Origin of the sequence: Fulvimarina thalattae (assembly GCF_040239565.1) — a bacterium.
GTDB lineage: Bacteria > Pseudomonadota > Alphaproteobacteria > Rhizobiales > Rhizobiaceae > Fulvimarina.
The window spans coordinates 1-26321 of the sequence record NZ_JBEHWS010000019.1; the positions used below are offsets into that span (position 1 = coordinate 1).

27 protein-coding genes and 1 pseudogene are annotated in these 26321 nt (G+C 63.8%); 9 read left to right on the forward strand and 19 right to left on the reverse strand.

All coding sequences use genetic code 11. The features are described 5' to 3' along the window. Positions 1-133: 133 nt before the first annotated feature. The 4 genes from ABRA89_RS17915 to ABRA89_RS17930 all read right to left on the reverse strand — a co-directional run bounded on the left by ABRA89_RS17915 (position 134) and on the right by ABRA89_RS17930 (position 3811). Complete coding sequence (locus ABRA89_RS17915) at positions 134-1000, reverse strand: 50S ribosomal protein L11 methyltransferase (RefSeq protein WP_349942865.1); 867 nt, start codon at positions 998-1000, stop codon at positions 134-136. A 5-nt stretch (positions 1001-1005) separates the two neighbouring features. Then, complete coding sequence (locus ABRA89_RS17920; RefSeq protein ID WP_349942866.1) at positions 1006-2889, reverse strand: cation:proton antiporter; 1884 nt, start codon at positions 2887-2889, stop codon at positions 1006-1008. 138 nt (positions 2890-3027) lie between these two features. Next, positions 3028-3618 (reverse strand): SCO family protein, encoded by a 591-nt coding sequence (locus ABRA89_RS17925; RefSeq protein WP_349942867.1) that lies wholly within the window; start codon positions 3616-3618, stop codon positions 3028-3030. 43 nt (positions 3619-3661) lie between these two features. After that, positions 3662-3811, reverse strand: coding sequence for a hypothetical protein (locus ABRA89_RS17930; RefSeq protein WP_349942869.1), 150 nt, complete (start codon positions 3809-3811; stop codon positions 3662-3664). Positions 3812-3950: 139 nt separating this feature from the next. Here ABRA89_RS17930 and ABRA89_RS17935 point away from each other — a divergent pair, with 139 nt between their 5' ends. Next, entirely contained in the window at positions 3951-4616 is a 666-nt protein-coding gene (locus ABRA89_RS17935) for a DapH/DapD/GlmU-related protein (protein ID WP_349942870.1), read from the forward strand. On the opposite strand, the gene ABRA89_RS17940 is transcribed toward ABRA89_RS17935, so the two are convergent. Next, positions 4571-5791: an MFS transporter gene (locus tag ABRA89_RS17940; RefSeq protein ID WP_349942871.1), complete on the reverse strand. Its 1221-nt coding sequence runs from the start codon at positions 5789-5791 to the stop codon at positions 4571-4573. The two genes, ABRA89_RS17935 and ABRA89_RS17940, sit on opposite strands and share 46 nt — an antisense overlap. A 258-nt stretch (positions 5792-6049) precedes the next feature. On the opposite strand from ABRA89_RS17940, the gene ABRA89_RS17945 reads away from it, so the two are divergent. Beyond that, positions 6050-6490, forward strand: a complete 441-nt coding sequence (locus ABRA89_RS17945; protein WP_349942872.1) for a GNAT family N-acetyltransferase — start codon at positions 6050-6052, stop codon at positions 6488-6490. An 86-nt stretch (positions 6491-6576) separates the two neighbouring features. Beyond that, positions 6577-7431, forward strand: a complete 855-nt coding sequence (locus ABRA89_RS17950) for a PhzF family phenazine biosynthesis protein (RefSeq protein WP_349942873.1) — start codon at positions 6577-6579, stop codon at positions 7429-7431. 25 nt (positions 7432-7456) lie between these two features. Here ABRA89_RS17950 and ABRA89_RS17955 read toward each other — a convergent pair whose 3' ends face one another. Further along, positions 7457-8191 carry a DeoR/GlpR family DNA-binding transcription regulator gene (locus ABRA89_RS17955; RefSeq protein WP_349942874.1) on the reverse strand — a complete coding sequence of 245 codons (735 nt, stop codon included), beginning with the start codon at positions 8189-8191 and terminating at the stop codon, positions 7457-7459. Positions 8192-8322: 131 nt separating this feature from the next. On the opposite strand from ABRA89_RS17955, the gene deoC reads away from it, so the two are divergent. Beyond that, positions 8323-9048: a deoxyribose-phosphate aldolase gene (gene deoC, locus ABRA89_RS17960; RefSeq protein ID WP_349942876.1), complete on the forward strand. Its 726-nt coding sequence runs from the start codon at positions 8323-8325 to the stop codon at positions 9046-9048. A 217-nt stretch (positions 9049-9265) separates the two neighbouring features. Here deoC and ABRA89_RS17965 read toward each other — a convergent pair whose 3' ends face one another. The 3 genes from ABRA89_RS17965 to ABRA89_RS17975 form a co-directional block, all read right to left on the reverse strand. After that, positions 9266-10600 carry a TRAP transporter large permease gene (locus tag ABRA89_RS17965; RefSeq protein WP_349942902.1) on the reverse strand — a complete coding sequence of 445 codons (1335 nt, stop codon included), beginning with the start codon at positions 10598-10600 and terminating at the stop codon, positions 9266-9268. Between the two features lie 5 nt (positions 10601-10605). Continuing rightward, on the reverse strand, positions 10606-11097 hold the full coding sequence (locus tag ABRA89_RS17970; protein WP_349942877.1) for a TRAP transporter small permease: 492 nt from the start codon (positions 11095-11097) through the stop codon (positions 10606-10608). 123 nt (positions 11098-11220) lie between these two features. Next, a complete protein-coding gene (locus tag ABRA89_RS17975; protein ID WP_349942878.1) occupies positions 11221-12321 on the reverse strand; it encodes a DctP family TRAP transporter solute-binding subunit in 1101 nt (366 codons plus the stop codon). A 173-nt stretch (positions 12322-12494) separates the two neighbouring features. Between ABRA89_RS17975 and ABRA89_RS17980 the strand changes: the two genes are divergently transcribed. The 5 genes from ABRA89_RS17980 to ABRA89_RS18000 are packed head-to-tail and all read left to right on the forward strand — an operon-like array spanning position 12495 to position 17832. Beyond that, positions 12495-13379 carry an IclR family transcriptional regulator gene (locus tag ABRA89_RS17980; RefSeq protein ID WP_349942879.1) on the forward strand — a complete coding sequence of 295 codons (885 nt, stop codon included), beginning with the start codon at positions 12495-12497 and terminating at the stop codon, positions 13377-13379. Continuing rightward, complete coding sequence (locus ABRA89_RS17985; RefSeq protein ID WP_349942880.1) at positions 13376-14545, forward strand: acetyl-CoA acetyltransferase; 1170 nt, start codon at positions 13376-13378, stop codon at positions 14543-14545. Before ABRA89_RS17980 ends, ABRA89_RS17985 begins: the two co-directional genes overlap by 4 nt. Continuing rightward, the gene (locus tag ABRA89_RS17990; RefSeq protein ID WP_349942881.1) at positions 14542-16170 is read left to right on the forward strand and encodes an acyl-CoA synthetase; all 1629 of its coding nucleotides are present in this window, start codon (positions 14542-14544) and stop codon (positions 16168-16170) included. The genes ABRA89_RS17985 and ABRA89_RS17990 overlap by 4 nt, the downstream gene beginning before the upstream one ends. A gap of 2 nt (positions 16171-16172) precedes the next feature. Further along, positions 16173-17024 carry a PCC domain-containing protein gene (locus tag ABRA89_RS17995; protein ID WP_349942882.1) on the forward strand — a complete coding sequence of 284 codons (852 nt, stop codon included), beginning with the start codon at positions 16173-16175 and terminating at the stop codon, positions 17022-17024. Positions 17025-17061: 37 nt separating this feature from the next. Then, the gene (locus ABRA89_RS18000) at positions 17062-17832 is read left to right on the forward strand and encodes an SDR family NAD(P)-dependent oxidoreductase (RefSeq protein ID WP_349942883.1); all 771 of its coding nucleotides are present in this window, start codon (positions 17062-17064) and stop codon (positions 17830-17832) included. A gap of 196 nt (positions 17833-18028) precedes the next feature. Here the strand turns inward: ABRA89_RS18000 and ABRA89_RS18005 are convergent, their stop codons facing one another. The 10 genes and pseudogenes from ABRA89_RS18005 to moxJ form a co-directional block, all read right to left on the reverse strand. Then, positions 18029-18577 (reverse strand): SRPBCC family protein, encoded by a 549-nt coding sequence (locus ABRA89_RS18005; protein WP_349942884.1) that lies wholly within the window; start codon positions 18575-18577, stop codon positions 18029-18031. Next, positions 18574-19575: a vWA domain-containing protein gene (locus ABRA89_RS18010; RefSeq protein ID WP_349942885.1), complete on the reverse strand. Its 1002-nt coding sequence runs from the start codon at positions 19573-19575 to the stop codon at positions 18574-18576. Before ABRA89_RS18010 ends, ABRA89_RS18005 begins: the two co-directional genes overlap by 4 nt. Then, positions 19572-20219 (reverse strand): hypothetical protein, encoded by a 648-nt coding sequence (locus tag ABRA89_RS18015; RefSeq protein ID WP_349942886.1) that lies wholly within the window; start codon positions 20217-20219, stop codon positions 19572-19574. Before ABRA89_RS18015 ends, ABRA89_RS18010 begins: the two co-directional genes overlap by 4 nt. Then, complete coding sequence (locus tag ABRA89_RS18020) at positions 20216-21244, reverse strand: VWA domain-containing protein (RefSeq protein ID WP_349942887.1); 1029 nt, start codon at positions 21242-21244, stop codon at positions 20216-20218. The genes ABRA89_RS18015 and ABRA89_RS18020 overlap by 4 nt, the downstream gene beginning before the upstream one ends. After that, positions 21241-22167 (reverse strand): hypothetical protein, encoded by a 927-nt coding sequence (locus tag ABRA89_RS18025; RefSeq protein ID WP_349942888.1) that lies wholly within the window; start codon positions 22165-22167, stop codon positions 21241-21243. Before ABRA89_RS18025 ends, ABRA89_RS18020 begins: the two co-directional genes overlap by 4 nt. Further along, positions 22164-23063 (reverse strand): DUF58 domain-containing protein, encoded by a 900-nt coding sequence (locus tag ABRA89_RS18030; RefSeq protein ID WP_349942889.1) that lies wholly within the window; start codon positions 23061-23063, stop codon positions 22164-22166. Before ABRA89_RS18030 ends, ABRA89_RS18025 begins: the two co-directional genes overlap by 4 nt. Continuing rightward, on the reverse strand, positions 23060-24091 hold the full coding sequence (locus tag ABRA89_RS18035) for an AAA family ATPase (RefSeq protein ID WP_349942890.1): 1032 nt from the start codon (positions 24089-24091) through the stop codon (positions 23060-23062). Before ABRA89_RS18035 ends, ABRA89_RS18030 begins: the two co-directional genes overlap by 4 nt. 253 nt (positions 24092-24344) lie before the next feature. After that, positions 24345-24635 (reverse strand): annotated as a pseudogene (locus ABRA89_RS18040) (methanol dehydrogenase [cytochrome c] subunit); the annotation flags it as partial. 115 nt (positions 24636-24750) lie between these two features. After that, positions 24751-25278, reverse strand: coding sequence for a cytochrome c(L), periplasmic (gene moxG / locus ABRA89_RS18045; RefSeq protein ID WP_349942891.1), 528 nt, complete (start codon positions 25276-25278; stop codon positions 24751-24753). Between the two features lie 17 nt (positions 25279-25295). Further along, entirely contained in the window at positions 25296-26288 is a 993-nt protein-coding gene (gene moxJ, locus ABRA89_RS18050) for a methanol oxidation system protein MoxJ (protein ID WP_349942892.1), read from the reverse strand. Positions 26289-26321 lie beyond the last annotated feature (33 nt).

The following is a 26321-nucleotide window of genomic DNA, read 5'->3' on the forward strand; positions in this document are numbered from 1 at the left end:
AACGTTCTTCGCGATATCAAGACCGATCGTGGTAACCTCAGGCACGGACGCCTCCTTCGAGTGATGTTCAACACCCTCACTCTGGCACATCGATGCCGCCGGGGGCGTCCACCCCATCACCCAGTCCAGCCATTCATCGTCCCAAGAGCAGCGTCACCCATTCGCCCATGGTGATCGTGCGGCGGTGGTAAAGGCCCTGATTGCTGAAAGCGGCCAGAACCGAGCGGCGCTGGTTCGTGAGGATACCGGAGAGGATGATCCTGCCTCCGGGCGCGAGATTTCGGGCGAAATCGGCGGACATCGCCTTCAGCGGTCCCGCCAGCACGTTCGCTACGATGAGATCGAACGGGCCGCGCTCGCGGATCGTGGGCGAGCGAAAGCCAGTCGCGGTCTCGATGTCGACCAGAAGGGAAACGCCATTCGCGCTGACATTCTCACGCGCGACATCGACGGCAACGGGGTCGATATCCGTCGCGAGAACCGGCAACCGCCCGAGTTTGGCCGCCCCGATGGCGAGCACCGCGCTGCCCGTGCCGAGGTCGAGCACTTCCCTCGGCCGCTTGCGCCGGATTTCCTCGCCGATAAGGGTCAGGCAGCCGGCTGTCGTGCCATGATGGCCGGTGCCGAAGGCCATGCCGGCCTCGATCTCGATGGCGATGTCGTTGGGCTGCACCTTGTCCCGGTCGTGCCGGCCGTGAACCAGAAAGCGCCCTGCCCGCACCGGCTTGAGCCCCGCCAGAACCTCGGCCATCCAATCCTTGTCGGGGAGTTCCTCCCGGCCGACCTCGCCGACGGCAATTCCTGCGGCTTCGGCGAATTCATGCGCCCGGTCGTTGCCTTCCTCGACGTCGAGATAGGCAGCGGTCTCGAAGACTGCCTTCGCCTCGTCGATTTCGGTGATTGCGATCGGCGCACCCTCGTCCTCGAAGGCCAGTTCCAGCGCGGCGTACCAGCGCTCGGCTTCAAGCTTCGGACCTTGCGCGAAATAACGGATCTGCAAAGCGATCAGGCCTTGTTCGTCACGGTTTCGATGGTCTGGCGCGCACGCTCCTGGCGCTTTTCGCGATCGGTCGTCGTCGCCTTCTCGATCTTTTCCTTCTCGCGGGCAAGCCGCGGCGGCACGAAGGAGATGATCCGGTCGCCGTTCACCGGATTACCGGCGCCTTCGACCGTCGCGAACATGATGGCACCGGATGGCTTGATCCAGAGAATGACCTGCGTTTCCGGCGGTCGCTCCTCCTGGAAGTCGGCGTAATCGAACTCCTCGGTCAGCCGCGTCGACTGAAACACCCAGCCGTTTTCGACCATATCGTTCAACTCGTTATAGGTCTTGCCGGGCTGGAACAGCGGAAGCCCGCCGATGGTGAAGTTCATCGAGCGCCGCTCGGAATTGCCGTTGCGGCCAATCTGGAAGACGTCCGATCGGCCGATTTCCGGCGCGAAATCCGTGGTGATCAGCGCGTTGTAAGCATCGTTGTCGGTCGCCGCGATCATGTGGTCGAAGCGCGCCAGATTGAGATTGTGATGGGCGGCCTCCGAGAGGATTTCGCCATACCAGGTTTCGATCTCGGCGTAGCGTGCCTCGGTGATGTGCGACCAGTTGGCATCCGCGATGAGGGTTGGCACCTCGTCGGTCTTCAGCCGCTGCGCCAGGGCGATCGTGAAGGGCGAGGCACCGACCAGCAATATGCCCGGCCGCATCGCCGCCTTGAGGCCAAGGATCTTCGACAGCGGTCCGAGGGTGAAGCCGTGCAGGAAGATCGTCACCGCGACGACGGCGAAGGTGTAGGCGATCATGTCCTGGCCGTCGGCAACGCCCATTTGCGAGAGGGTCGCCCCGAAGAGGCCGGCCACGGCCACGGCCACGATACCGCGCGGTGCGATCCAGCCGATGAGGAGCCGTTCCTTCCAATCGAGGCCGACACCGATGGTCGACAGGCCGATCGCGATCGGCCGGATGACGACGAGCACGATCAGGATGAACCACAGCGCTTCCCATTGAAGGCTGTAGAGCGTCTCCATGCGCAGCGATGCGGTGAGCGCGATGAAGAGACCCGACACGAGCAGGATCGTAATCGTTTCCTTGAAGCGGCGCAGCTCGTTGAGCGAGGATATCTTCGCGTTCGCCATGGTGATGCCCATGACCGTCACGGTGAGAAGCCCCGCCTCCTCCAGCACCATGTTGGTCAGGGCATTCATGGCGACGACCGCAGCGAAGAGGATCGGCGCCTTCAGATATTCCGGCGAATGGCCACGGGTGAACAGCCAGCCGAGCGCCCGGCCCGCAACGATACCGCCGCCTATGGCGATCAAGAGGGCGATGACCAGCGAGAAGGCGAGCCCTTCGGCTTCATGGCTGCCGTGCAGGACGAGATAGCCTTCGAAGGCCATGACGGCGAAAAGCGCGCCGAGTGGGTCGTTGACGATCGCCTCCCACCGCAGGATCGAGGCCGGCCGGCTCTTCAGCTTGGCGTTTCTCAAAAGCGGCATGATGACCGTCGGCCCGGTCACCACCAGAAGCGCGCCCAGCACCATGGAGGTCGGCCATGAAAGACCGCCCACATAGTGGGCCGCGATGGCGGTGAGGGCCCAGACCAGCGGCGCCGAGAAGAAGACGATCCGCTGTACGGCGCGCGAGGTCTCCTTGATCTCACGGAAGTTGAGCGTCAGCCCGCCTTCGAAGAGGATGATCGCGACAGCCGTCGAAACCAGCGGCGTATAGAGATCGCCGAAGTCCTCAGCCGGATTGATGAGGCCGGTGAATGGGCCAAAGACAAGCCCTACGGCGAGAAGAAGGACGATCGCAGGAAGCTGAAGCTTCCAGGCGACCCATTGGGCTGCAATACCGGCAAAGCCGATCAACGCGAGTTGGAAAGCGAGATCGCTCATTCAGGTCCGATCCGGAAAGTGACTAGGATGTGTAGAATAGGCCATGGCACAGCATGGTGAAGACCATGCGGGATGGTGAAGGGCCGCTTCCGTGCACTATCGGGCTCGGCGACGCAACTCTCGTCGTAAGGAACGCGATCAGACGCCGGAGAGCCGTTCGAGTTTGCCCCGCGCCATCTCGGCGTTTTCGCCATAGCCGATCGTGCCCGCGAGTCGTCCCTCTTCATCGATGAGGAAGGTCGTCGCGGTGTGGTTCACGTTGTAGTTTTCGCCCTCGCCGTCCTTTTCGGCGATCACGCCCCAGCCTTTCAGCATTTGCGCAATCTTCTGCGGCTCGCCGGTAATCGCGAGAACATCGTCGCTCAAGGATTCGACGTAGTTCTTGAGCGTCTCCGGCCGATCGCGCTCGGGATCGACTGTCACGAAGACGATCTGGAACGGCTTGCCGCCCTCAGACGCGATCTCCTTCTGGAAGCCCGACAGTTCGTAGAGCGTCGTCGGGCAGACCTCGGGGCAATGGGTGAAGCCGAAGAAGACAGCGGACGGGCGACCTCGCAGGGCCTGTTCTGTTACCTTATCGCCGTTCTGATCGACGAGCTGGAACGGCGAGCCGTAGGGCTCGTTCGCCATCGCGGTCCGGTTCGTATTTTGCATAGACCAGAAGACGGCGAGCGTCGCCCCTGCAAGCAGGGCGGCCGCGACCCAGAGCGCAATTCGAAATGCCTTCATAACGTCCCTTGTTCGAAACGATCGCGATCGAAGCTTCCGCAGCCTAGAAGCAGAGCGCCCACCCTTCAGCCACTGCGGTCAGAAAGATCGCTTCGCCATAGGCGAGCCATCCGGAGACGGCACCGAACGAGAGAGCCGCCATGAGGACGACCAAGAACGCGAGAACGAGCGATCGACCCCATGGCGCTGCCATGAACCTCTCGCCATTTCGCATCGAATTGGTCATCCTGAACCCAAATCGCAAACCCTGCGGCGCGTGGCTATCAACGCCCGCCGTCTGAGCCTCGGTTAACACCATGCCCGCCTATGATCCAGAGCAGGACCCATCCCACTTGGCTCTGCGGTTCCGCGACCCGCAACCGAAAATCCACCCAAGCGCCGCGACGAAGGGCTGCAAGCTGGGCGAGCATGTGGAAATTGGCCAGCGCGTGACGCTTCGAGACGTGACTGTGGGTGCCTATTCCTATTTCGAACCCGGTGGACACGCGACCTATGCGGTGATCGGCCGCTTCTGCTCGATCGCGCCGAATGTGCGAATCAACGCACTTGCCCACCCGATGGATCGCGTCACCACCCACAAGATAGCCTACCGGCCGAACGAATATTTCCGCTGGCGTTCGGTGGATCAGGCGTTTCTCGACGAACGGCGCGAGAACCGCACGATCATCGGCCACGATGTCTGGATCGGCCAGAACGCGGTGATCATGCCGGGCGTCACCGTTGGCGACGGCGCCGTCATCGGCGCGAATGCGGTGGTAACGCGAGACGTATCCGCCTACACAATCGTCACCGGCGTGCCGGCGAAACCGCTGCGCAGGCGGTTCGACGAGACGATCATCACCCGCCTTCAGGCGCTGTGCTGGTGGGACTGGCCGGACGACACCCTGTTCGAGGCGGTTCCGGACATGGCGGAGCTTCCGATCGAGGCGTTTCTCGACAAATGGGAAGCGCTTCAGCCCTCTTGCGAAGACGCCCGCCCCTCGACGACGGCGAAATAGGCGAGCGCGGCCGCCGGCATACCACCGCCGACAAGGCAGACCGCCGTCCAGCCGAAGCTTTCGAGGATCGGGCTCGCAAGGGCCGAACCGAGCGCGCCGCCGAGGAAGAACGTCGTCATATAGACCGCGTTCAGCCGGTTCCGGATCGATTCATCGAGCTGGTAGATCTCCCGCTGGCCGAGGACGAGATTGGCCTGCACACCGAGATCGATGACTATGCCGGCGAGCAGCAGCGGCCAGAACGTGGTCTCGCCGAACCATGCGAGGACGAAGGCAAGGATCGCCAGCGAAATCGCGACGATCGTGCCGGTCCGCACATGGCCGCGATCGGCAAGCCGGCCCGCGACGGGCGCGGCGAAGACACCGAAGACGCCGGCGAGCGTGAAGAGTGCGACCTCGGTGGAGGAGAAATTGAACGGCTCGCGAAAGAGGATGATGGGCGCTGCGGTCCAGAACACCGAGAAAGCCGCAAACATCGCCGCGTGATAGAGACCGCGCCGTCTCAGCACCGGCTCCCTCACGAAGAGGCGGCCGAGCGAGCCGATCAGCTCACCATAGCCCTTGCCGGCCTGCGGCTGGCGATGGGGAATGACGAAAACGCCGACGGCGAGAATGATCGCGACAGCAAGGCCGGAGACGCCAAAGACGCCGCGCCAGCCGATATAGTCGGCAAGAAAACTCGCGATCGGCCGTGCGAGCAGGATGCCGCCGAGAAGGCCAGTCATCACATTGCCGATCACGGCACCGCGCTGACTGGCCGGTGCGAGATTGGCCGCCAGCGGCACGATCATCTGCGCGGCGACCGAGGTCACACCGACGACGAGGATCATCGTAAACAGCGCGGCGAGCCCCGGCAGCAGCGCGAGCCCGGCAAGGCTCACGAGATTGAGCGCCATTGTACTGAGGATCAGCTTGCGATTTTCGAGGATATCGCCGAGCGGCACAAGGAGGACGAGCCCAATCGCATAGCCCGCCTGGGCGGCGGTGACGATGAAGCTTTCGAGCGAGACCGAGAGCCCGGTATCAGCCCCGATCAGCGCGACCAGCGGCTGGGCGTAATAGAGATTCGCCGCAAGCGCACCACAGGCAAAGGCGAAGAGCGTCGTCAGCAGCGTGCCTATGCCGCGCTGTTCGCCCGTCGGCATGGTCGTCGCGGTTTCGCTGGGCGCGGTCATGGATCTACGGTCTCGAATGCATCGGGAATGGAACGCTCCCGGCAAAGGGCGCTGTTCTCGGGAAGCTGGGAGATAGGTCCCTTCGCAGATGCGAAAACCGACGGACCCTAAATGCACTGTCCTCCGCCCGAAGACGGCAGCCACAATAGGCCTTTGCGCCGTACCATTCCGAAGATCGATGCACCCATTCTAAGTTTTCATTGGCAATCCGGCGCGTGAGGCGCTGTGAGGCAAGCAAAGCAAAAACGGAGCTTTGCCATGCCCCTCGAAATCCGCGCCCTGACACCGGATGACGAAACCGAATGGCGCGCGCTCTGGACGCAGTATCTGACCTTCTACAAAACCACGGTCGCCGACGAAGTCTATCGGTCGAGCTTCGAGCGCATGCTCTCCGGCGAGCCCGGCGAGTTTCGCGGGCTCGTGGCGATCGAGGACGGGCAGCTCGTCGGCCTCACCCATTATCTCTTTCACCGCCATGGCTGGCGGATCGAGGATGTCTGCTATCTGCAGGATCTCTGGGTCGAGCCCGATCGGCGCGGGCGCGGCATCGCACGGGCTCTCATCGAAGCGGTCTATGCGGCGGCCGATACCCATGGCTGCGGCAAGGTCTACTGGATGACCCAGGAAGATAACGCCACGGCGCGCCTGCTCTATGATCGGATCGCGACGAAGAGCGGCTTCATCGAATACAAGCGGTGAACGCGGCGACGACTGGATCAACAGGGCTTGAGGCGGGCCTTCTCAACAAACACCCGCCGCGCCCGACTGGACGGAGGACCCTGCCGATGACCACACTCCCAATCTACCAGGTCGATGCCTTTACGCGCGAGCTCTTCGCCGGCAATCCGGCCGCCGTCGTGCCCCTCACCGAATGGCTGCCCGACGAGATGCTGACGAAGATCGCGGCGGAAAACAATCTCGCCGAGACCGCCTATTTCGTACCGGCCGGCGAGGACCGCTGGGAGCTACGCTGGTTCACGCCGACGGTCGAGGTGCCGCTCTGCGGCCACGCGACGCTCGCCACCGCCTTCGTCCTCACCGAATGCCTCGGCGTCGAGGCCTCAACGCTCACCTTCGCCACCCGCCAGTCAGGCGAACTGACGGTGGCGCGGGCCGAAGATGGCCGCTTCGTCATGCGCTTTCCCGCCCGCAGCTGGGGGCCGCACGAGGCCCATGACGGGCTCTCCACCGCCCTCGGCAAGGCCCCGAGCGAGCTGTTCTTCACCGAGGTCGCGGGCGAGACTTGCTTCCTCGCCGTTTACGACAAGGCGGAGGATGTGCGCGACCTAGAACCCGATATTCGCGCCGTCGCGGCCGTCCGCTCGCGCAACGCGGTCGCCACCGCGCCGGGCAGCGACGTGGTCGTGACGGCTGTGGGCGGCACGGCGGACGGCGAAACGATCGATTTCGTGAGTCGCATGTTCGCCCCCAACGCCGGCATTGACGAAGACCCCGTCACCGGCTCCGCACACTGTCTCCTCGCCCCCTTCTGGGGCGAACGCCTCGGCAAGACGAAGCTCCGCGCAAAACAGGTTTCGGAGCGCGGCGGCGATCTCTGGTGCGAGGTGGACGACGAGACGGTGGTCGTCTCGGGCTATGGGGTGCTTTATCTGGAGGGGCAGATTCAGTTGCCTGATTGAGCCGCCAGGCTGTGCGCTCTTCCCTTCAGACGCTCTTCGGCACCTTGTCCGGGCGGAGTTCGCCCTTTTCTGTCACGATGCGCTCGAAGCGGTCGGCGTCCGCAAAGCGGGCCGGTTTTACGGCACCGAGTTTGCTGCTGTCGACGACCAGATAGGACGACACCGCGCGGGCGATCGCCGCCTGTTTGATGGCGACTTCATGAAAATTGGAGCAGCTCGCGCCGAGGTCCGGGTGAACGCCACCGGCCGAGATGAACGCCTTGTTGATGCCGATCCGGTCGAGCGTCACGAGCGCTTCCGGGCTCGAAAACGAAGCGGAGGACCGGTGGAATTCGCCGCCAAGCAAGACGAGGCGCGCCGTGGGTAGCGCGCTGACGTCCAGCGCAACGTTAAGACCGTAACATATAATCGTCAGCGGCACCTCGGGCAGATGCCGCGCCAAGTGCAGGAGCGTCGTGCCGCAATCGATGAAAAGCGTGTCGTCCGCTTCGACGAGAACCGCAGCCCGGCGGCAGGCCTCGGCTTTTTCCGGCGCATGGTACTCGCGGTGATCGCCGAAACGGTAGCCTGCGTCGCCATTCGCGGCGAAGACGTGCCCGCCATAGCAGGCGAGATCGCTTTCGGCTGTGGCGAGATCGCGCCGGACCGTCATCTGCGAGACGCCGAGCCTCTCGGCGGCTTCGCTGAGATGGAGCACGCCGTCGTCCTTTACGGCCTTTCGCAGCGTCGAAAGACGTTCGCTCCTGCGGGATGCCGTCACGCTTTTCCTGCCTCTCCACCATGCCGGTCACGACACGCAACCTTGTTGACAACGCATATCACGCATGTAACGTTCGTTACAAGAAACGTTGCGAACGTAACATAAAGGGTGATCGTCGGGAGGAGGCGTTCATGTCCGATCGACCGGAAAACGCGGCTCGGATCGCCGCGATGATCGACCACACGCTGTTGAAGCCGAATGCGATGGCCCGCGATGTCGAGGCCTATTGCGTGCAAGCGCTTGAACACGGTTTCGCTTCGGTCTGCGTCAACCCCATCCATGTTCCGCTCGTCGCCGAACGGCTGCACGGCTCGAAGGTAAAGACCTGTTCCGTGGTCGGCTTTCCGCTCGGCGCGATCCCGCCGATGCTGAAGGCCGGCGAGGCGGCCTGGGCCTGCGAAAACGGGGCCGATGAGATCGACATGGTGATCGATATCGGCAGCATGCTCGCCGGCGAGCATCAAGCGGTCGAAGCGGATATCCGAGCCGTGCGCGAGGCTTCGCCGGGACGCGTCCTCAAGGTGATCATCGAGACCTGTTTTCTCGGCAAGGCCCAGAAGGAGGAGGCCTGCCGGATCGCGGAGGCAGCCGGCGCGGATTTCGTGAAGACCTCGACCGGGTTCGGCTCCGGCGGCGCAACGGAGGACGATGTTCGCCTGATGCGCGGCATCGTCGGCGACCGGCTCGGTGTGAAGGCCTCGGGCGGCATCCGCACGCCGGAGGACTTCGACTTGATGGTCGCGGCGGGCGCGAACCGGATCGGCGCCAGCGCGGGCCTTGCGATTCTCAAAGAGACCGGAGGCGACGGAACACCGGTTGCTGCCGATGCCGATACCGGAGGCCGCTCATCCTATTGATGGTTTCGATGCCGGAGAGCCACCGCCATCATGCCAGTTCGCCGCGTCCGGCGGCACAACCTCGCGGCTGAAAGCCGCGATTGAAGATCGGGGGCGGCGCAGAGCGATCCCAATCGAGGGCCGGATATTGCAGTTGCCCGCAGGGAGACGCTCCGAAAGCGTAGCCCTCCGCATAGTGCGGTAAAGCCAGACCCTCCATAGTGGCACCGCGATAGCACTACTCCATGAAGGCCAGCAGGAAATGCGACAGCCCGGGAAAGGCCGCGATAAGGCCGAGCCCGACGAGGCTGGTCAGCAGGAATGGCAGAGCCCCAAGGGCGATCTTTTCCAGCGATAGTTTGGTGATGTTCGCTGCGACGAAGAGGTTGATCCCCACCGGAGGCGTGAAGAGGCCGATCGCGAGATTGACCATCAGCGCGACGCCGAACCAGACCGGGTCCCAGTTCAGCTCGTGGACGACCGGCAGGAAGATCGGCAGCGCGATGAACATGATGGTGATCGCATCCATGAACATGCCGGCGACGAGGACGACGAGCATGATGATGGCGAGGATCACCCACTGATTGTCGCTGATCGCAAGCAGCGCATCGGAATATTTGCCGACAAGGTCGTCCACCGTCACCACCCAGCCGAAGAGGCTGGCGAAAGTAACGACCAGCATGACGACGGCCGAGGAGGCGCTTGCCTCCGTCAGCGCAGTGTAGAGCGTCCGGAATGTTAGCGTGCGGTAGATGAAGACGCCGACGAAAAGCGCGTAGACGGTGGCGACGATCGCGGCCTCGGTCGGCGTGAAGACACCGCGATAGATACCGCCAAGGATGATGACCGGCGTCAGAAGGCCCCAGAACGCGTCGAGGAAGGAGCGTCCGAGGCGCGCGGGATAGCCCATCTCCGCGTAGGGCTGGGGCGAGAGGGCGGCGAGGCCCGAACCGGTCTTCGCGCCGGCAGCCGCATGGCGCGCCTTGCCGGCGAAGGGCAGCGTAAGGATGATCAGGAGCCCCATCACGATGCCGGGAATGATCGCGGCGATGAAGAGCTTGGCGATCGAGGTCTCTGCGATAACGCCGTAGATGACGAGGCCGATCGAGGGCGGGATCACGATGGAAAGTGCCGCGCCAGTGCAGACGAGGGCTGCCGCGAAGGGTTTCGGATACCCGTCCTCCTCCATGCCGCGCACGATGAGCGGGCCGATGGCGGCGACCGAGGCCGGCCCCGATCCCGAGACCGCGCCCCAGAAGAGGCAAACGACGGTGCCGACGATGCCCATGCCGCCCGGCAGCGACCCGACGAGGACGCGGAAGAAGCGGATCAGCCGTTCCGCGATGCCGACGGTGCCCATCAGCGTTCCGGCAAGGATGAAGAAGGGGATCGCCAGAAGCGAGAACTTGGCGATGCCGCTCGACAGGAGATCGCCCACAAGATCGAGCCCGAAGCCGAGCTGCCACATGGCAAAGAGCGAGGAGAGGCCGAGCGAGAAGGCGACCGGCACCCTCAAAAGAAGCAGCAGGAAAAAGAGGGCCACCATCTGGGTGCCGGGATCGAGATCGAACACGGCGCTCAAATCCCGCTGCCGTCGTCGGGCACGCCGCCCGGCTCACGCCATTCGGCAAGACCGCCCTCGATCAGCCGGATAGCAATCAGAAGGAAGCCGATCGGCAGTCCGACCGAGACATACCATTCCGGGATCTGCATGCCCGACGAGGTGATGCCGCTGCGATACTGGTTCTGAACGAGCTCCACCGTGTACCAGGCCGAGAGGAGCAGCAGGAGAAGCGAGAGCCCACCTGAGAGGAGGATCGCGATGCGCCGCGCCGAGGATGGAAGCAGATCGGTGAAGAGCGTCACCGCCAGATGCTCGCCGCGCCGGGCCGCGATGGCAGCGCCGAAGATCGTCAGGATAAGGAAGCCGTCGAGCAGCAGTTCCTGCGTCGCCGCGAAGGAATAGCTCGTCAGATAGCGCACGACCACATTGACGAAGCCGAGGGCGGTCATGGCGAGGAAGACGGCGGCGCAGACGATTTTCTCCGCCTCGCCGAGAACATGGCGCATCTTGGGCCTCATCGGCAAGAAAGCGGCCCGGTGCCGTGAGGGGCGCGGGCCGCGAGGATCGGGATCATCGGTATGGAGGCGGGCCGGAGGCAGTCATGCTCGGCCCGCTCACGTCCGAAGGCCTTACTGCGCGGCTTCGGTCCCGGCTTCCCCGGCCTCGGCATTCGCTTCTTCGGCGGAGGCGTCCGAAGCACCCGATGCGCCGGCCTCATCGGAGCCGCCGGATCCGCCGTCGATCGTCTCCTGGAAGAGCGTGACGATCTCCGTGCCAACCTTCTCGGCCCAGGTGTCGAAGGCAGGCTTGGTGGCCTGACGGAAGGCGTCGATCTCCTCATCCGTCGGCTCGTAGATCTCCATGCCCTGTTCGGTCAGGAAGGCGGCACCTTCTTCGGTGTCCTTGCGGGTGATTTCCTTCTGGTACTCCATCGCCTCTTCGGCGGAGGTGCGGACCATCTCCTGGGTTTCCTGATCCCAGCTGTCCCAGAGCTGCTGGGAGACGCCGACGAAGATCGGATCGTAGGAATAGTGCCAGGTGGTGAGATACTTCTGCACCTCGTAGACGCGCTGGGGAATGATCACCGCGCCGATCGGGTTTTCCTGGCCGTCGACCACGCCCTGCTGGAGCGCCGAAAAGGTCTCGGTCCACTGCATCTGCTGCGGGTTCGCGCCGAGCGCGTTCATCACGTCGATATACATCGGCCCGGCGACGCGCATCTTGAGGCCTTCCATGTCCGCCGGAGCCTTGATCGGCTTGACGTTGTTGGTCACCTCGCGAAAGCCGTTCTCGCCCCAGGCGAGCACCACGATGCCGCGCTCTGCGAGGATCTCCTCCATCTTGTCGCCCGGCGCGCCCGAGGTGGTCGCGTCGACATCCTCATAGCCGCTGTAAAGATAGGGGAGCGAGAAGACGGCCATCTCCGGCACCAGCGGCGTCACGTTGATCGCCGAGGTCACGACGAAATCGAGACTGCCGCGGCCGACCATCTCGGCCTGCTTCATCTGATCGCCACCGGTGAGCTGGGCATTCGGGAAGATGCGGATGTCCATCTCGCCGCCGGAGCGCTCCTCGAGCAGCTCGTTGAACTTCTCCGCGCCCTTCTGCCAGGTCGTCGTGTCGTTGGTGTTGTGCGAAAGACGGAACGTCTCGGCGAGCGCCGGGGTCAGGGTGACGGCCGCGAAGGCGACGCCCATGGCCGCTGCGGCGGCGAGCTTGGTCAATTTCATCGTTTTCCTCCCGATTGACACGCGGCAGCTCCACCTCCTTCATCCATATTATGGATGCCCAATAGCGCTGCTTTCCGGCAAGTTGCCATCAGCCGACGGCGCTTGCAAGTTTAATTCGATTATCTGACAATACCGGGCACCAATCGATGTCCACATTGTGAACGAGGAACGGCTTGGATACGCTGGAGCGCGCGGGAAACGACGGCGGTGGTGCGCAGAGCGTCGATCGGGCGCTGATGCTGCTCTCGCTGATCGGCCGCTCCTGCGAGGACGGGGCGAGTCTCGCCTCGATCGTCTCCTCCAGCGGGCTCAATCGCGCGACTGCGCGGCGGCTGGTTCTCGCCCTCATGCGCTCGCGTCTCGTCGAGCAGCACCCGGTCAGCCGGCGCTATTTCCTCGGCGAGGAAGCCTACGTCCTCGGCATCCTCGCCTCCCGGCGCTATGGCTTTCTCGACTGCGCGACGGAGAGCCTCGCGGCGCTGTCCAAGAAAACTGGCGATACGTGCTTCGCCTCGATCCGGCGCGGGGATTTTTCCGTCTGCCTCCACCGGGAGGAAGGGGCGTTCCCAATCCGCACCCATGCCCTGATGCCCGGCCAGCGTCACCCGCTCGGCATCGGAGCCGGCGCAATGGCGATCCTTGCCGCGCTGGATGATGGGGAAGTCGACCGCGTATCGCGGGCGAATGCGGCCATACTCGCCGAAGATTTTCCGGCCTATTCGCCCGAGATCATCGCTAAAGATGTCGCGCTTGCCCGAGAGGCCGGTTACGCGCTCAATCCGGGCCGCGTTCTCCAGAACTCCTGGGCGATCGGTATGGCCGTCCGCTATCCCGATGGGAGTGTCGCGGGCGCGCTCTCGATCGCCGCGATCGACAGCCGGATGGGCGAGGCCCGCCGGTCCGAACTCGCCCGCGATCTCGCAGACGAGGTCGCCAAGGTCGAAGGCCGCCTGAGAACCCGCTTCGTGTCGCACCCGCCGGGGCGGGCCGGCGGGGATGAAGCATCACGGGGAGCGGCATCCGGCCGCGTCCTCGCCGCAGAAGGAATCGGATCATGAGCAAAGCGCAGATGGTTGGCTGGTCGCACAGCCGCTTCGGAAAGTCCGACGCCCCCTCCACCGAGGCGCTGATGCGCGAGGTCGTGGGGCCTGCGATCGAGCATGCCGGCGTCGAGATGAGCGATACCGACGGCATCTTCGTCGGCGTGATGAACAACGGCTTTTCCAAACAGGACTTCCAGGGCGCGCTCGTCGGCATGGCCGAGGACGGGCTCGGCCAGGTGCCGGCGGTGCGCATGGAAAACGCCTGCGCGACGGGCTCTGCCGCGCTCTATTCGGCGATGGACTTCATCGAATCGGGCCGCGGCCGCATCGCCGTCGTCGTCGGGGCCGAGAAGATGACGGCGATCCCGACGGTCGAAATCGGCGACATCCTGCTCGGCGCGAGCTATCGCGAGGAAGAGGCCGACGTCGCCGGCGGGTTCGCCGGCATCTTCGGGCGCATCGCCCAGCGCTATTTTCAGGAACATGGCGACCGGTCTGAAGAGCTCGCCATGATCGCCGCCAAGAACCACGCCAACGGCATGGCCAACCCCTTCGCCCACATGCGCAAGGATTTCGGCGTCGAGTTCTGCAACACGGTCTCCGACAAGAACCCTTACGTCGCCCCTCCGCTCAGGCGGACGGACTGTTCGCTGGTCTCCGACGGTGCTGCCGCGATCGTGCTGGCCTCGGAAGAGGTCGCCGAGGGGCTCGAACGGGCGATCGCGTTCAGGGCGCGCCGTCACGTGAACGACGTTCTTGCTATCAGCCGGCGCGATCCGACGGAATTCGCCGGCGCACGCACCGCATGGTCGAAGGCGCTGGAGGAGGCGAACCTCACGCTCGACGATCTCGATTTCGTCGAGAGCCATGACTGCTTCACCATCGCCGAGATGATCGAATACGAGGCGATGGGTCTCGCCAGGCGCGGTGAGGGCTACAAGGTCGTGCGCGAGGGAACGACGCGCAAGGACGGCAAGCTGCCGGTGAACCCCTCCGGCGGCCTCAAGTCGAAGGGCCATCCAATCGGCGCGACCGGGGTCTCCATGCACGTGATGGCCGCGATGCAGCTGATGGAGGAGGCCGGCGAGATGCAGATCACGGGTGCCAAGATCGCCGGCGTCTTCAACATGGGCGGTGCGGCCGTCGCGAACTACGTCTCGATCCTGGAACGCGCGAAGTGACGGCAGCGACCGACAACCCGAAGGGCGGCCTCGCGCCGCGCTCGACGAGCGTCGCCAATCTCGCCCATTTCGTGACGAGGGGCAGCCGGCGTCTTGCCGAGAGGCCGGCCCTCGTCTTCGGCGAGCGGCAGTGGACATGGCGTGAGTTCGACTCGCGTATCAGCGCCTTCGCGGCAGCGCTGCGCGATGAATTCGGCGTCACGAAGGGCGATCGCATCCTCGTCCAGTCCCAGAACTGCCACCAGATGTTCGAGGCGATGTTCGCGTGCTTCCGGCTGGGCGCGGTCTATGTGCCGACGAACTTCCGCCAGACGCCGGAAGAGGTCGCCTATCTCTGCGAGGCGAGCGGCGCGCGGGTGATGATCTGCAATGCCAGCTTTCCGGATCATGCGAGCGCCTGCCGCGCTTCGGCCAATCCACCCGAACATCTGATCGCGATCGGCGAGGCCGTGGTCGGGGAAAGCTACGACGCCCTCGTCGACAAGCGCCTCGGCGAAACGGTGAAGAATGCAGAGGTCGATCGTGACGATCCCTGCTGGTTCTTCTTCACCTCCGGCACGACCGGGCGGCCTAAGGCGGCGGTTCTCACCCATGGCCAGATGGCCTTCGTCGTCACCAACCATCTCTGCGACCTGATGCCCGGAACGGGGCCGGCGGACGTCTCGCTGGTGGTCGCGCCGCTCTCCCATGGGGCGGGGGTCCATCAACTGGTACAGGTGGCGGCTGGTGCGACGACGGTGCTTCTGCCTTCCGAAAAGTTCGATCCGGCGGAGGTCTGGGATCTGATCGCCCGCTGGCGGGTGACGAACATGTTCACCGTGCCGACCATCGTGAAGCGGCTGGTCGAACATCCGGCCGTCGAGACGGCCGATCACAGCTCCCTGCGTTACGTGATTTACGCCGGCGCACCCATGTACCGGGCCGACCAGAAGAAGGCATTGGAGACGCTCGGGCCCTGTCTCGTCCAGTATTTCGGGCTGGGCGAGGTCACCGGCAACATCACCGTTCTGCCCCCGGCTGAGCACAGCCCGGAGGACGGCGAGACCGTGCGCGTCGGCACCTGCGGCTTCGAGCGCACCGGCATGGAGGTTTCGATCCAAAACGAAAGCGGCGAAGAGCTTGCGCCGGGCGAGACCGGCGAAATCTGCGTGCGCGGCCCGGCGGTCTTCGCGGGCTATTACGACAACCCGGAGGCCAATGCGAAGGCGTTCCGGAACGGCTGGTTTCTCACCGGCGATCTCGGCCATCTGGACGAGGCCGGCTATCTCTTCATAACCGGCCGTGCATCCGACATGTATATTTCCGGCGGCTCCAACGTCTATCCACGCGAAATCGAGGAGAAGATCCTCGCCCACCCGAAGATTTCCGAGGCCGCCGTCTTCGGCGTGCCCGATCCGGCCTGGGGCGAAGTCGGCATCGCGGTCCTCGTCGCGTCCGGCGGCGGCGAGGTGAGCGAGGCCGAGATCGGTGAATTCCTCGCCTCGCGCATCTCCCGCTACAAGCTGCCCAAGCGCTTCGTCTTCCTCGATGAGATGCCGAAATCGGCCTATGGCAAGATTACCAAGAAGCTGGTGCGCCAGGCGTTGGAAAATCGGGGGCTGCTCGACGTCCCGGTGAGCGCCTGACGATGGCCGGGCCGCTGCGCACGATCCGCCATCCGGGCCCCATCGCCGAAATCCGCCACGCGAAGGCCTGGGGCGGCCGCGTGCCGCTCGATTTCACCGTGGCGGCCGGCGAGGCCATGGATGCCGGGCTCGGCCGGGGCGTTTCCGAGGCAGGCTGCCATGCGGCCTATGTCGTGCTCTCCGGCGCGGCGATGGACCCGTTTCAATATGTGATGCCTGCCGGTTCACCCGGTCCGAGCCATGCCGCCTGGTATTCCGAGACCTTTGCCCCGGAAGCCACCGTTCTCGTGGAGCGAGCCGGCGCGATCGTCGGCGAGCGGGACGGCAAGCCCTTCGTTCACTGCCATGGACTGTGGCGCGTGCAAGGCGAGCCGGTCGCCATGGGACATATGCTGCCGAACGAGAGCTTCGCGGCCGAGCCGGTGCGCGTGACGGGCGTCGGACTGCGCGGCACATGTTTCCGCTCCCGCGAGGATTCCGAGACCAATTTCCGGCTGTTTGCCGCCGAGCCCTTTGGCGATGCCCCGTCCGATGGACCGCGCGCCCTCGCCATTACCCTGCGGCCCAATCAGGACGTGACCGAAGCGCTGGAGGCGATCGCCGCCGATGAAGGCATCGAAAACGCAGCGATCCACGGCATCGGCAGCCTCAACGGCGCGCGCTTCGAGGCGGGACGGCCGATGGAGTCCTATGCGTCGGAGCTTCTGATCCGGAGCGGTCGGCTCGATCGAGGCCGCGCGCGGCTCGACGTCGCGATCGTCGCGATGGATGGGACGATCTTCGAAGGCGTCCTGACGCGCGGCGAGAACCCGGTCTGCGTCACCTTCGAGATCGTCATCCTGCCGGACGTGTGACGCGCCGCTGAACCTGCCCGCAATAAGGAGAATCGGAATGGAAGAGACCCGCAAGGTCGCGCTGATCACGGGGGCCGCACGCGGCATCGGTCTGGCGACCGCGAAACGCTTTCTTAGCGAGGGTTGGCGGGTCGCGCTCCTCGACATCGAGGGCGAGACGCAGGCGAAGGCAGCTGCCGAAATCGGCGCGCCTGAGTCCGTTCTGACGCTCGTCGCCGATGTCGCCGACGAGGCAGCAATCGCGAAGGCTGTCGGCGAAGTGGACCAGCGCTTCGGCCGGATCGATGCCCTCGTCAACAATGCCGGGACAGCTGTCTTCAAGCCGCTCCTGGAGACGTCGAACGCCGAGTGGCAGCGCGTTCTCGCCGTCAATCTCGGCGGTCCCTTCCTGATGACGCAGGCCGTCGCGCCGATCATGGCAAAGACCGGCGGGGCGGTCGTCAACATCACCTCGATCTCCGGCGCGCGTGCCTCGACCCTCAGGGTCGCCTACGGCACCAGCAAGGCCGGCCTCAACCATCTCACCAAGCAGCAGGCGGTTGAGCTCGCCGGCCTCGGCATCCGCGTCAACGCCGTCGCGCCCGGCCCGGTCGACACGGCGATGGCGAAGGCGGTCCACAGTCCGGAAATCCGTAAGGACTACCACGACACCATTCCTCTCGAACGCTACGGCCTCGAAGAAGAACTCGCCGACGCGATCTACTTCCTCTGCTCCGAGCGCTCGACCTACATCACGGGGCAAGTGCTAGGCGTCGACGGCGGCTTCGAGGCAGCCGGTATAGGCCTGCCGACCCTGCGAGGAGCATGAGGAAAGCTGGGACGAACCGACTTTTTCAGCACTTGGCATTCCGGCGCGCGCCTATCGCCTTTCGGTTGAGAAAGCGGACGGCGATGCCGACACCGGCGAAAGCACCTGCAATCAGCAGCTTTGTCTGTCTTGCTGATCTCCCCTTTCGACAGGTGCTTCCTATGCTGGAGTTCTACCAGGCCGCATCAGCAAGGCTTCAATCGGAGACGCCCGCCTCGATGTAGGACTTCAGGCCTTCGAGCCCTGTTTCCACGTAGCGCGTCATGTCCTCGACAGCCGCCTCGTCAGTCTGGTCGTCGGCAGGGAAATTGCTGGTGTCGGCGCGGTAAAAGCGTCCGATCCAGCGAACCGTCGTCTGGTCGTCGCCGTCAGCCGTGACCATGAGTTTGTCGTTATACGAACTCACCGCCAGCGCATCCGGGTTCGGTTCGCCGAGCCGCCAGGCCACAACACCACGGTCCTTGCTCGATACATCGAGCGTCTCGGTGATCTCTCCTCCTTCGAGCGTCAGGGTGCGGGCCTCACCGTTGTCGCTGGTTTCAACCGACTGCACCGCCGGATGCCATTTACCGATGGAGCCGAAGTCGGAGAGCACCGTCCAGACGTCGTCAAACGAAGCGTCGATTGTCACCGTCGAGTCGGTCTTCTGCGGTGTCGGCCCATGAGCGAGGCCGGGCGCAGCCCAAAGGCCGACCCCGAAAGCGAGCGCGGCGGCTGTGAGAAAGGTGCGTTTGGTGATGGTCATGATGCACGTCTTCTTGGTTGGGTTTGGAGGAGGAGAGTAACTTGCGAGCCTGCGCGCCACTCGAAGATCGCGTTCCACGCGTAGGCCGCGAGAAGGCTGGCGAGGGCGAACAGCCCGAAGATCGGTGCAAGGTCGAATTTGGAGGCGAGGCGGTGGGCGCTCGTATGCCCGGCGATCTCATTCTCGATCCCCGTGATATCCGCGAGCCGGGCGTAGCCGAGCCCTGCCTCGTGCGCGATCTCGATCAGATAGTCCTCTTTGAGGCTCGTCAGATGCTCGCTCGAGGTCGCCGCGAGATTGCCGACGGGATTGTTGCGCGGATGATTGCTTCCCTCGCGCGTCTCGCCTTGCGGCATGATGCTGACGAGCGAACCTGAGGCGATGTCTTCGAGCGTATAGAACCCCACCTGATGGCCGCGATCGTCGTATTTCGGGATCGGCACGAGATCGTCATTCCCTGCGCCGAGGATCAGTCCGGCGGTGCGGTCCGGATCGTCCGCATCGCGTCGCCCGTTCACGGGAAGCGGCGGGGCTTCCTGCCCGTCGGTGATGAAGACGAGGTCACTGTCGAGGTCGGCGGCGATGGACTGCGCCGAGTTGAGACCGCGCACGACGCGGCTGTCGCCTTCCCAGGCCATCCGCCAGTCGAGCCCGTCGACGGCATCGGTGAAGGGCGCGAAGTTCGAACAGACCTCGACCGGCTCAATCAGCGGAAAACTGCGCCTCTCCGTGAAAACGCCGAGGCCGACCCTGGAACCGCAGGGCAGGCGTCGGGTGATCTCGGTCACCGATCGCTTCGTCTGGTCGAGTCGGCTGATCGACCAGCTCGCACTCCCATGGTCGCGCGCTGTCATGCTGCGGGTAAGATCGATCACGAAGAACAGCGTTCGCACATCTCGATCTCGAGATATCGAGAGACCGTATGCGGCCACGGCGCAGGCGAGCGCCGCAGCTGCAAGCAGCCAGAACGGAACACCGCGGGCGCGCAGCCAGGTCATGGCAGCCCCCTTGGAACGCCGGGCAGATCGGTCCATACATCGCGCGGACGCTCGCCCTCTTCCTCGCTCACATCGAGTGCGTTGCGCGGGAACACCCGGACAAGGCGGCTCGCGATGTCGAAATTGTACTTGAAGTCGAAATCCGTCGGGACGAGGCGCATTGCCCGTCGGTAATCATCCTGCGCGAGCCGGATGGTAACCGTCGCTTCCTTGATCTGGTTATCCGAGATCTGTTCGAACGCCGTGTCCATGCGGGCATTGCCGAGTGCGAACCAGAATGCCGCCCGGATCTTCGGATCGTCTTCGTCGCGGAACTGAACGCCCAACGCTTCGGCCTGCGCGAGGTCCGCGTTGCCCAGCTCATGGTAGGCTGAGGCAAGCAAAAGTTCGGCCGGTGCCCCATCCCCGATCGCCACGGCTTTGCCGGTTGCCAGCGCCCTGATCGCGCGGTTCGCGTCCCACTCGTCCAGAAGGCGAACCGTTTGGACAATGGCGAAGATCAGGAGAGCGATAAATAGTCCCGCAAGAATGACAGTCTTCAGAAGGTCACGGGTCCCGGCGCTCAGGCGACGGCGGGCAAGCTGCGCGCGCAGCCATCCAAACCTCCCGGAGCGCGAGGGCTTTCGATCGAAGGCGAGGATCACGTGGACGCCCTCCGGATCACAGGGAGCCGGACCGGCGCTTTGACGAGCGGTGTCTCGATAGCCTTCAGGAGCGCAACGAGAAACAATGCGAGGCCGGCGCCGGCATAGGCGAAATGATCTAGATCGAGACGCGGCGTCGTTTCCTCGTAGGCAAGCGGTTGGGCCTCGAGACGGTCGATTTCGGCGATCGCGTCGCGAATGGCATCCGGGCTGTCGGCCTCGAACGCGCGATAGGGTGTGCCGAGGGTCTGGAGGAACAGGTGCAGATGACGCTCGGGTCGGGCTTGCGGTGTGTCGCGCTCACCGGGGGCAGGAATATCGAAGATACCCTTCGCTCCGTCAGTCCTCAGGAACAGCCAATAGAGATTGACAGGCTGACGCGCGATCGCATCGCGAAGTTGCGCCTGAACCTCACGGCTGATCACCCCCGCGCCATCGGACACCAAGAGGATCGCGCGCGACACCGATGCGGTCTGCGGACCGAAACCCTCGGCGGCGAGCGCGAGACCGCGCCCGACATTTGTCTGGGAAAGGCCCGGAAAGTCCATGGTCGCGATCGCGGCCCTGACGATCTCGTGGCGATCAGTCAGGGGGACAGCCCGGATCGGCGCGGTCGAGAACATATCGACGCCGACCCGGTCGTGCGGTCTGCGGTCGATGAAGTCGGTCAAAAGACGCCGCGCGGCGCTCGCCTTTGATTCCTCGCCACCGTCGGGACGACGGTTCGCGAAGGTGCTTTCCATGGACGAGGAGCGATCGATCAGGACCATCAGATGGGCGCCCCGGCCCTCGCGAACCACAATCTGATCGGTGCGGTGCAGACCGGCCAGCGCGAGGATCAGCAAGGCGAGTGCGAGTGCGCCCAGAACCGGGGCTGCCAGAGACAGAAGCCGCGACAGGCGATCCTGCGGTGCATTGGCCCGGTGAGGATGAGGCGAGCGCTTGAAGATCGAGACGCCGAACGGCAGTAAAGCCAGCGGCAGCGCAATCAGGAGCCAGGAATGATCGAAGGAGAGCGGCATCATCTGCGGCCGCTCCGTTCGATGACCGCGAGGCGACGTGCGAGTTCGACGAGCTTCTCCTTCGGCAGCACTGATCGGGCGCTGCTTTCGCTGGCGCCGAAGAACTGCACGCGTGAAGCGGCGAAGAAATGCCCAAGTTCATCTGACAGTGCGCGATAATCGGCTCGATGAGAGATGCGGCCGGCGAGATCTTCCGCCATGATGCGGTGGCCGAAGGTTTCGTCGAGGCCGCGATGGATTTCGATCAAGCCGGCTTCGTAACCAGCCGTCGTGTCCAGCCGCGCCCGACGAATCGCCCGGTATGCCCGCGCAAAGGGGAGCGCCCGGCGCAGGCGTGCGGGCCCCCATCCGCGGCTCCATCCGAAGCCTGCCGCAAGAACCAGGAGGGCGGCCCAGCTTCCAGCCACGAGTGCCTGCCGGCCCCGCGTATCGATCACTTGCAGCGGCTTTTCGGGTCGCATAGCCTCTGGAACAGACCGCTCCAGGATCGGGCGCAGCGGAGAGAGGACGACCGACCAGGCCGGGAACGCAACGTCCTCACGGGTTTCGTCACCCGGAACGGTCGATCGCAGCGAGAGACGGATTGAGGGAACCGCGATTTCTTTCGGTTCGAGCGGAACGTAGAAGCTCTGGTAGGCGATGTCGAAGTCGTAGCGAACCCCAGAAGCGGTATCCTGCGTTTCGACCGTGATCGACGTGATCTCTGTGAAATTGTCGATCGGTCCCGTTGTCGGGATCGTTCCGGGGTCGAGTTCGAAGCCCTGTGGCACATGGAGCCGACCACTCCAGTTGAGCACATCTCCCAGGAACCAGCCGACGCGACGGGGCTCGTCAGCCTCGATGCGCGCCTGCGCGGAGGCTGCCATGCTGCCGAGGAACGCGACGATTGCCGAAAGGACCAATAGCCGGGCGAGCGCCAGGATCATATCGGGACTCCGCCCGTCATCATCGCCTCGGCGAGATCGTCGAGATCAATCTGTCCCGTAACGTGGAGCGGCCGGCAACCGAACTCGAAGAAGAGTCTTGAAAGGGCCCTGGCATGGGCTTCGCGCCGCCTGCCCCACTCCTCAAGAAGAGAGGGCCTGAGGAAGACCATCCCCCGCGCCCCGCTTTCGAGATCGGCCAGTTGCGCAAGTCCGAAGCGAGAGGGCGGCATCTCGGCATCGGGGTCCCGGACGATGATGGGGCGGACGTCGTGCATGGCCAAGGCGTCCAGAACGTTCCGAACCTGCTCGATCGGCGCGGCGAAATCGGAGATCAGAAAAACGAGCGAAGGCGACTGCGGCATTGCGCTGATCGCGCCGACGAGGCCGGCAAGACCTGCACCTTTCGGGCTGACCTCACGCAGGGCCGCCGCCACCTCTGCGGCGGCGCTCGCACGGCGTGTCGGGCGCAAGATATAGGCATCCGGATCGTCGCCGGTGGCGGCGTGAACGCCGACCTTGTCGCCTGCGCGGATTGCAGTCTTCGTCAGTCCTGCGGCGAGCGCGACCGCAACGTCGCGGCGCGATACGGTTCCCTCGAACCCCATCGAGCCGGAAAGATCGAGAAGGATTTGGACCGGTCCGCTCGCCGCATGCTGATAGCGGCGGATCCAGACGGTTTCGAACGGATCGGCGATCGATGCGCGAAGGTCGAGCCGTCTGACATCGGCTTCGTCGATCACCGAATAAAGGCCTGCGAAGCGGCCCATGGAGCCTGGACTTCTGCTGGCATGGTTACCCGGTCGCGGCGAAGCCACCCGATGGCGCATCGCATAGACGAGGTTCGAGAATGCCTCCAGATCGAGTTCGGTGAAGTCCGTCTCGGCCACCGCTGTCATGCCGGAACCGCGACCGCATCGAACACCGCCGAACTCAGTTGCGGCGATATGGTTTCGCGCCGTGTTTCGTAGATCGGTGCGAAGAAAATGCGATGGCCCATGACCGGCCGGAACATCGCCCGGATATCTTCCGGCACGAGATGGTCGCGATCGTCCAGGAAGGCGCGGGCTCTCGCCGCCCGCACCAGTGCGGAAAGGCCTCGCGGGCTGGCACCGCCGACGATCAACCGCGACACGTCGACATTCTCGATCTCGATGCCGTGGCCAGCCGGGTCGCGCAGGACATCCCAGATCTGCATGAGATAGGTCTCGATCGCCGGGCTGACCGCGACGCTCGTCTGGATCGCGGCCGCGACCTTGTTCAATTGGACATAGTCGAGCGAAGGCCCCTCGATCGACTCGATCAGCGTATCGGCATCGTGAAAGGCCGGATCGAAAGCCAGCCGCCGTCGCGCCTCGCGATCAGCGGGCGCGGCAATGCCGATCTCCATGAAGAACCGGTCCCTCGCAGCCGCAGGGAGTTCGAAGGTTTCGTCGCGTTCAACCTTGTTGCGGTCCGCGAAAACCTGGAGGTGGGGGAAACGTATCTCGCGCCTGAAGGCACTGACGCTCCGCTCCGCCATCATGCGCAGGAGGAGGGAATGGACCTGCGGACGCGCACGATTGATCTCGTTGAAGAAGAAGACCGCGAGGTCGCCGCCATGGGTGACGGCGGGTCCTGGATCGACGCGTGGGCGCCCATCCTCTGCGATATAGGCCGAGTAGAGCAGATCGTTCGGCATCAGGTCGATCGTGCCTTCGATCCGCTCGAAGGGACCACCGATCCCGCGCGCGACAGCGCGCAAAAGGGTCGTCTTGCCGACGCCAACATCGCCTTCAAGAAGCACGTGACCGCGACAGAGCGTTGCGATCGTCAGAAGTCTGATGGTTTCGTCCTGCCCAAGAATGACGCTGCCGACCTGACTTTCAAATTCCGAAGCGCGCTTCCGCCATTCCGCAAGATCCATATCGACGCGGTCGAGCAACATCCCACCTTCCGGGTTGCGCCGATCGAGCTCCAAAAAGGCCGGATTGAAACTCGGGGAACGGCATGACAATCATCCTGCCGGTTAGGATCCCCGACATTTCCCTCGCCTTTGGGAGGCCACCGAGGAAGTGCGGGTCCTAACCGACAGGAAGCTCAGGAACGCGTCAGTTCGAAGATTCGGAACTCTCAGCGTCATCCGGTTCGCCGGCAGAAGTCTGCTCCCCCTGCGCGCTGCCTTCGCCGTCAGCCGAACTCGAAGGGATCTCCGAGACGTCGAAGACGAATTCGCCGGTTTCCTTGAAGTGCTGGACCCGCTGAGCATTACGGGCCTCCATCGCGTCGATGGACTCCTGCTGCTTGTTCAGCTCCATCGGGTCGTGCTGTGGATCGTATTCCGAACCCTCGACCTTCTCCGGATACCCCGGCTTCGGCTCCCAGCAGTTTCCCGGTGCCTTGCAGTTGGTTCCGTCATAGGCAAGCGCCGGCGCCGCAGAAAAAGAGGCAGCGGCAAGCGCGAGCCCTGCGAAAATCGGTATAGTCTTCATACTGTTTCTCCTCCTCAGTATTCTCGTCTGCTTGAGCGCGCCTCGCACTCACGCTGGTGGCGCAGCCGGCTACGTCGTTCAGTTCTTCCGTTCGCCGGTCTTCACCCAGGCCTGATCAGCCCGATTTGTCCGCCTTCGGATCGAAGGGGGTGAATTCTTCACGCTGTTCGGGAGTGAGCCACTTCGCCTTCGCAGGATCGCCGTTGTAGAGGTGCCTGATCCACGCGACGACGTGCAGTATCTCGTCGAGAGTGAGGTTGTTGTACTGCGGCCCCATCATACCCTGGGCTCCGCCGTAGATCGTTTCGAACAAGCCTTTGTCCGTCTCGTTCTTCGGGTAGGTCCAGTAGTCGTCGTTGAGGCCGGGTCCGAGCTTGCCTTCGGCATAGTGGCCATGACAGCCCGAGCATGCCGTCAGATAGAGGCTTTCACCCTCTTCGAAGCTGCTTTCGTCACCGGTGTAGATATTCTCGCCGGTCTCCAGGAAGTGCTTCACGGCTTCCGTATCTCGGCCCTCATCAGACGCGTAGGACAGGTCGAGCGCCGTACCCTCGGTCGTATGGTAGAGTTGGATCGCGGCGAAGGGCGAAGCTGTAGACAGACCCAGGGCTGCGGCGAACAAAGCGACTCTCTTGATACTCATTATACTCGGTCCCGAACTCAGTTTCTCGCCACCGAGGTGGTATTTGTTTCTTCAGACAAACTGGACGCTTCCTTTTCGCTCTCGTTTGGCGCGCTCTTGGTGTCGTTCTCGTCGGCGCCGATTTCGAGCATCGGAATGCCCTCGTCCTCAAGAACCGCATCGATCCGGTCTTTCGAACTTGAAAGGGCATCCTCGATCTCGGCCAGCAGCTGATCATCGCCTGGACGCACACCGACCGACTGGGAATATTGAAGTTCGATCGTCTGACCGTTCTGCAGTTCGAGGTCGTTCTCGATTGCGGTGAGCTTCAACTCCCCGTCGCTTTGCTTGACGTATCGGGCGACATCCGGAGCGAATGCAATCGCAAGGTCGGCTTCACCCGCGCGCACTTCCTGAACGAGACGCGACGCGGGCACGTCGATGAACTGGTTGCGCCGCGATTTGAAGTCGACGAGGGAATAGAGATAGGCGAGGTTATCCTCGTACTTGCCGGAGTATTTCAGCATTGTCTCAGCCGGCGAATAAAGCCGGTGAACGATACGCGAGATATTCTCGCCACCGACGTCCTGCCATCGCGTTCCGTCGAAATCGTCGGACGCCTTGCTCACGAAGGCGTAGGCCGAGCGGTAATAAGGGGTCGTGGTCAGAAGCCGTTCGTCGCCTGCGTCGACGCCGATGATCACGTCGCAGGTCTTTTCGTCGAGCCCGTCTCGAACGAGATAGATCGCAGGCTGTTCGACCCATTGATATTCGAGGGTGCGGCCCATCTCCTCGGCGAGGATTTCCGCGATCCTGTTCTCGAAACCACTCTCGTCGGCGCTCGAATAGGGTGCTTCCTTCGTTGAAGCACAGACCTTCAGGATATCGCTCTGGGATGTCTCGCTCGGTCCGGAAGCCTTCGCGGGTACCGGTGTCGGCTTAACGGCGCTGTCGTTATTCTGCTGGGCCGAAGCCAATGCGGTCGTGGCGAAAAGCGCGACCAACGCGGCGCAAACGCTGCGGGTTTCCATATTCAATACCGATTTTGAACGTGTTGACGGGGA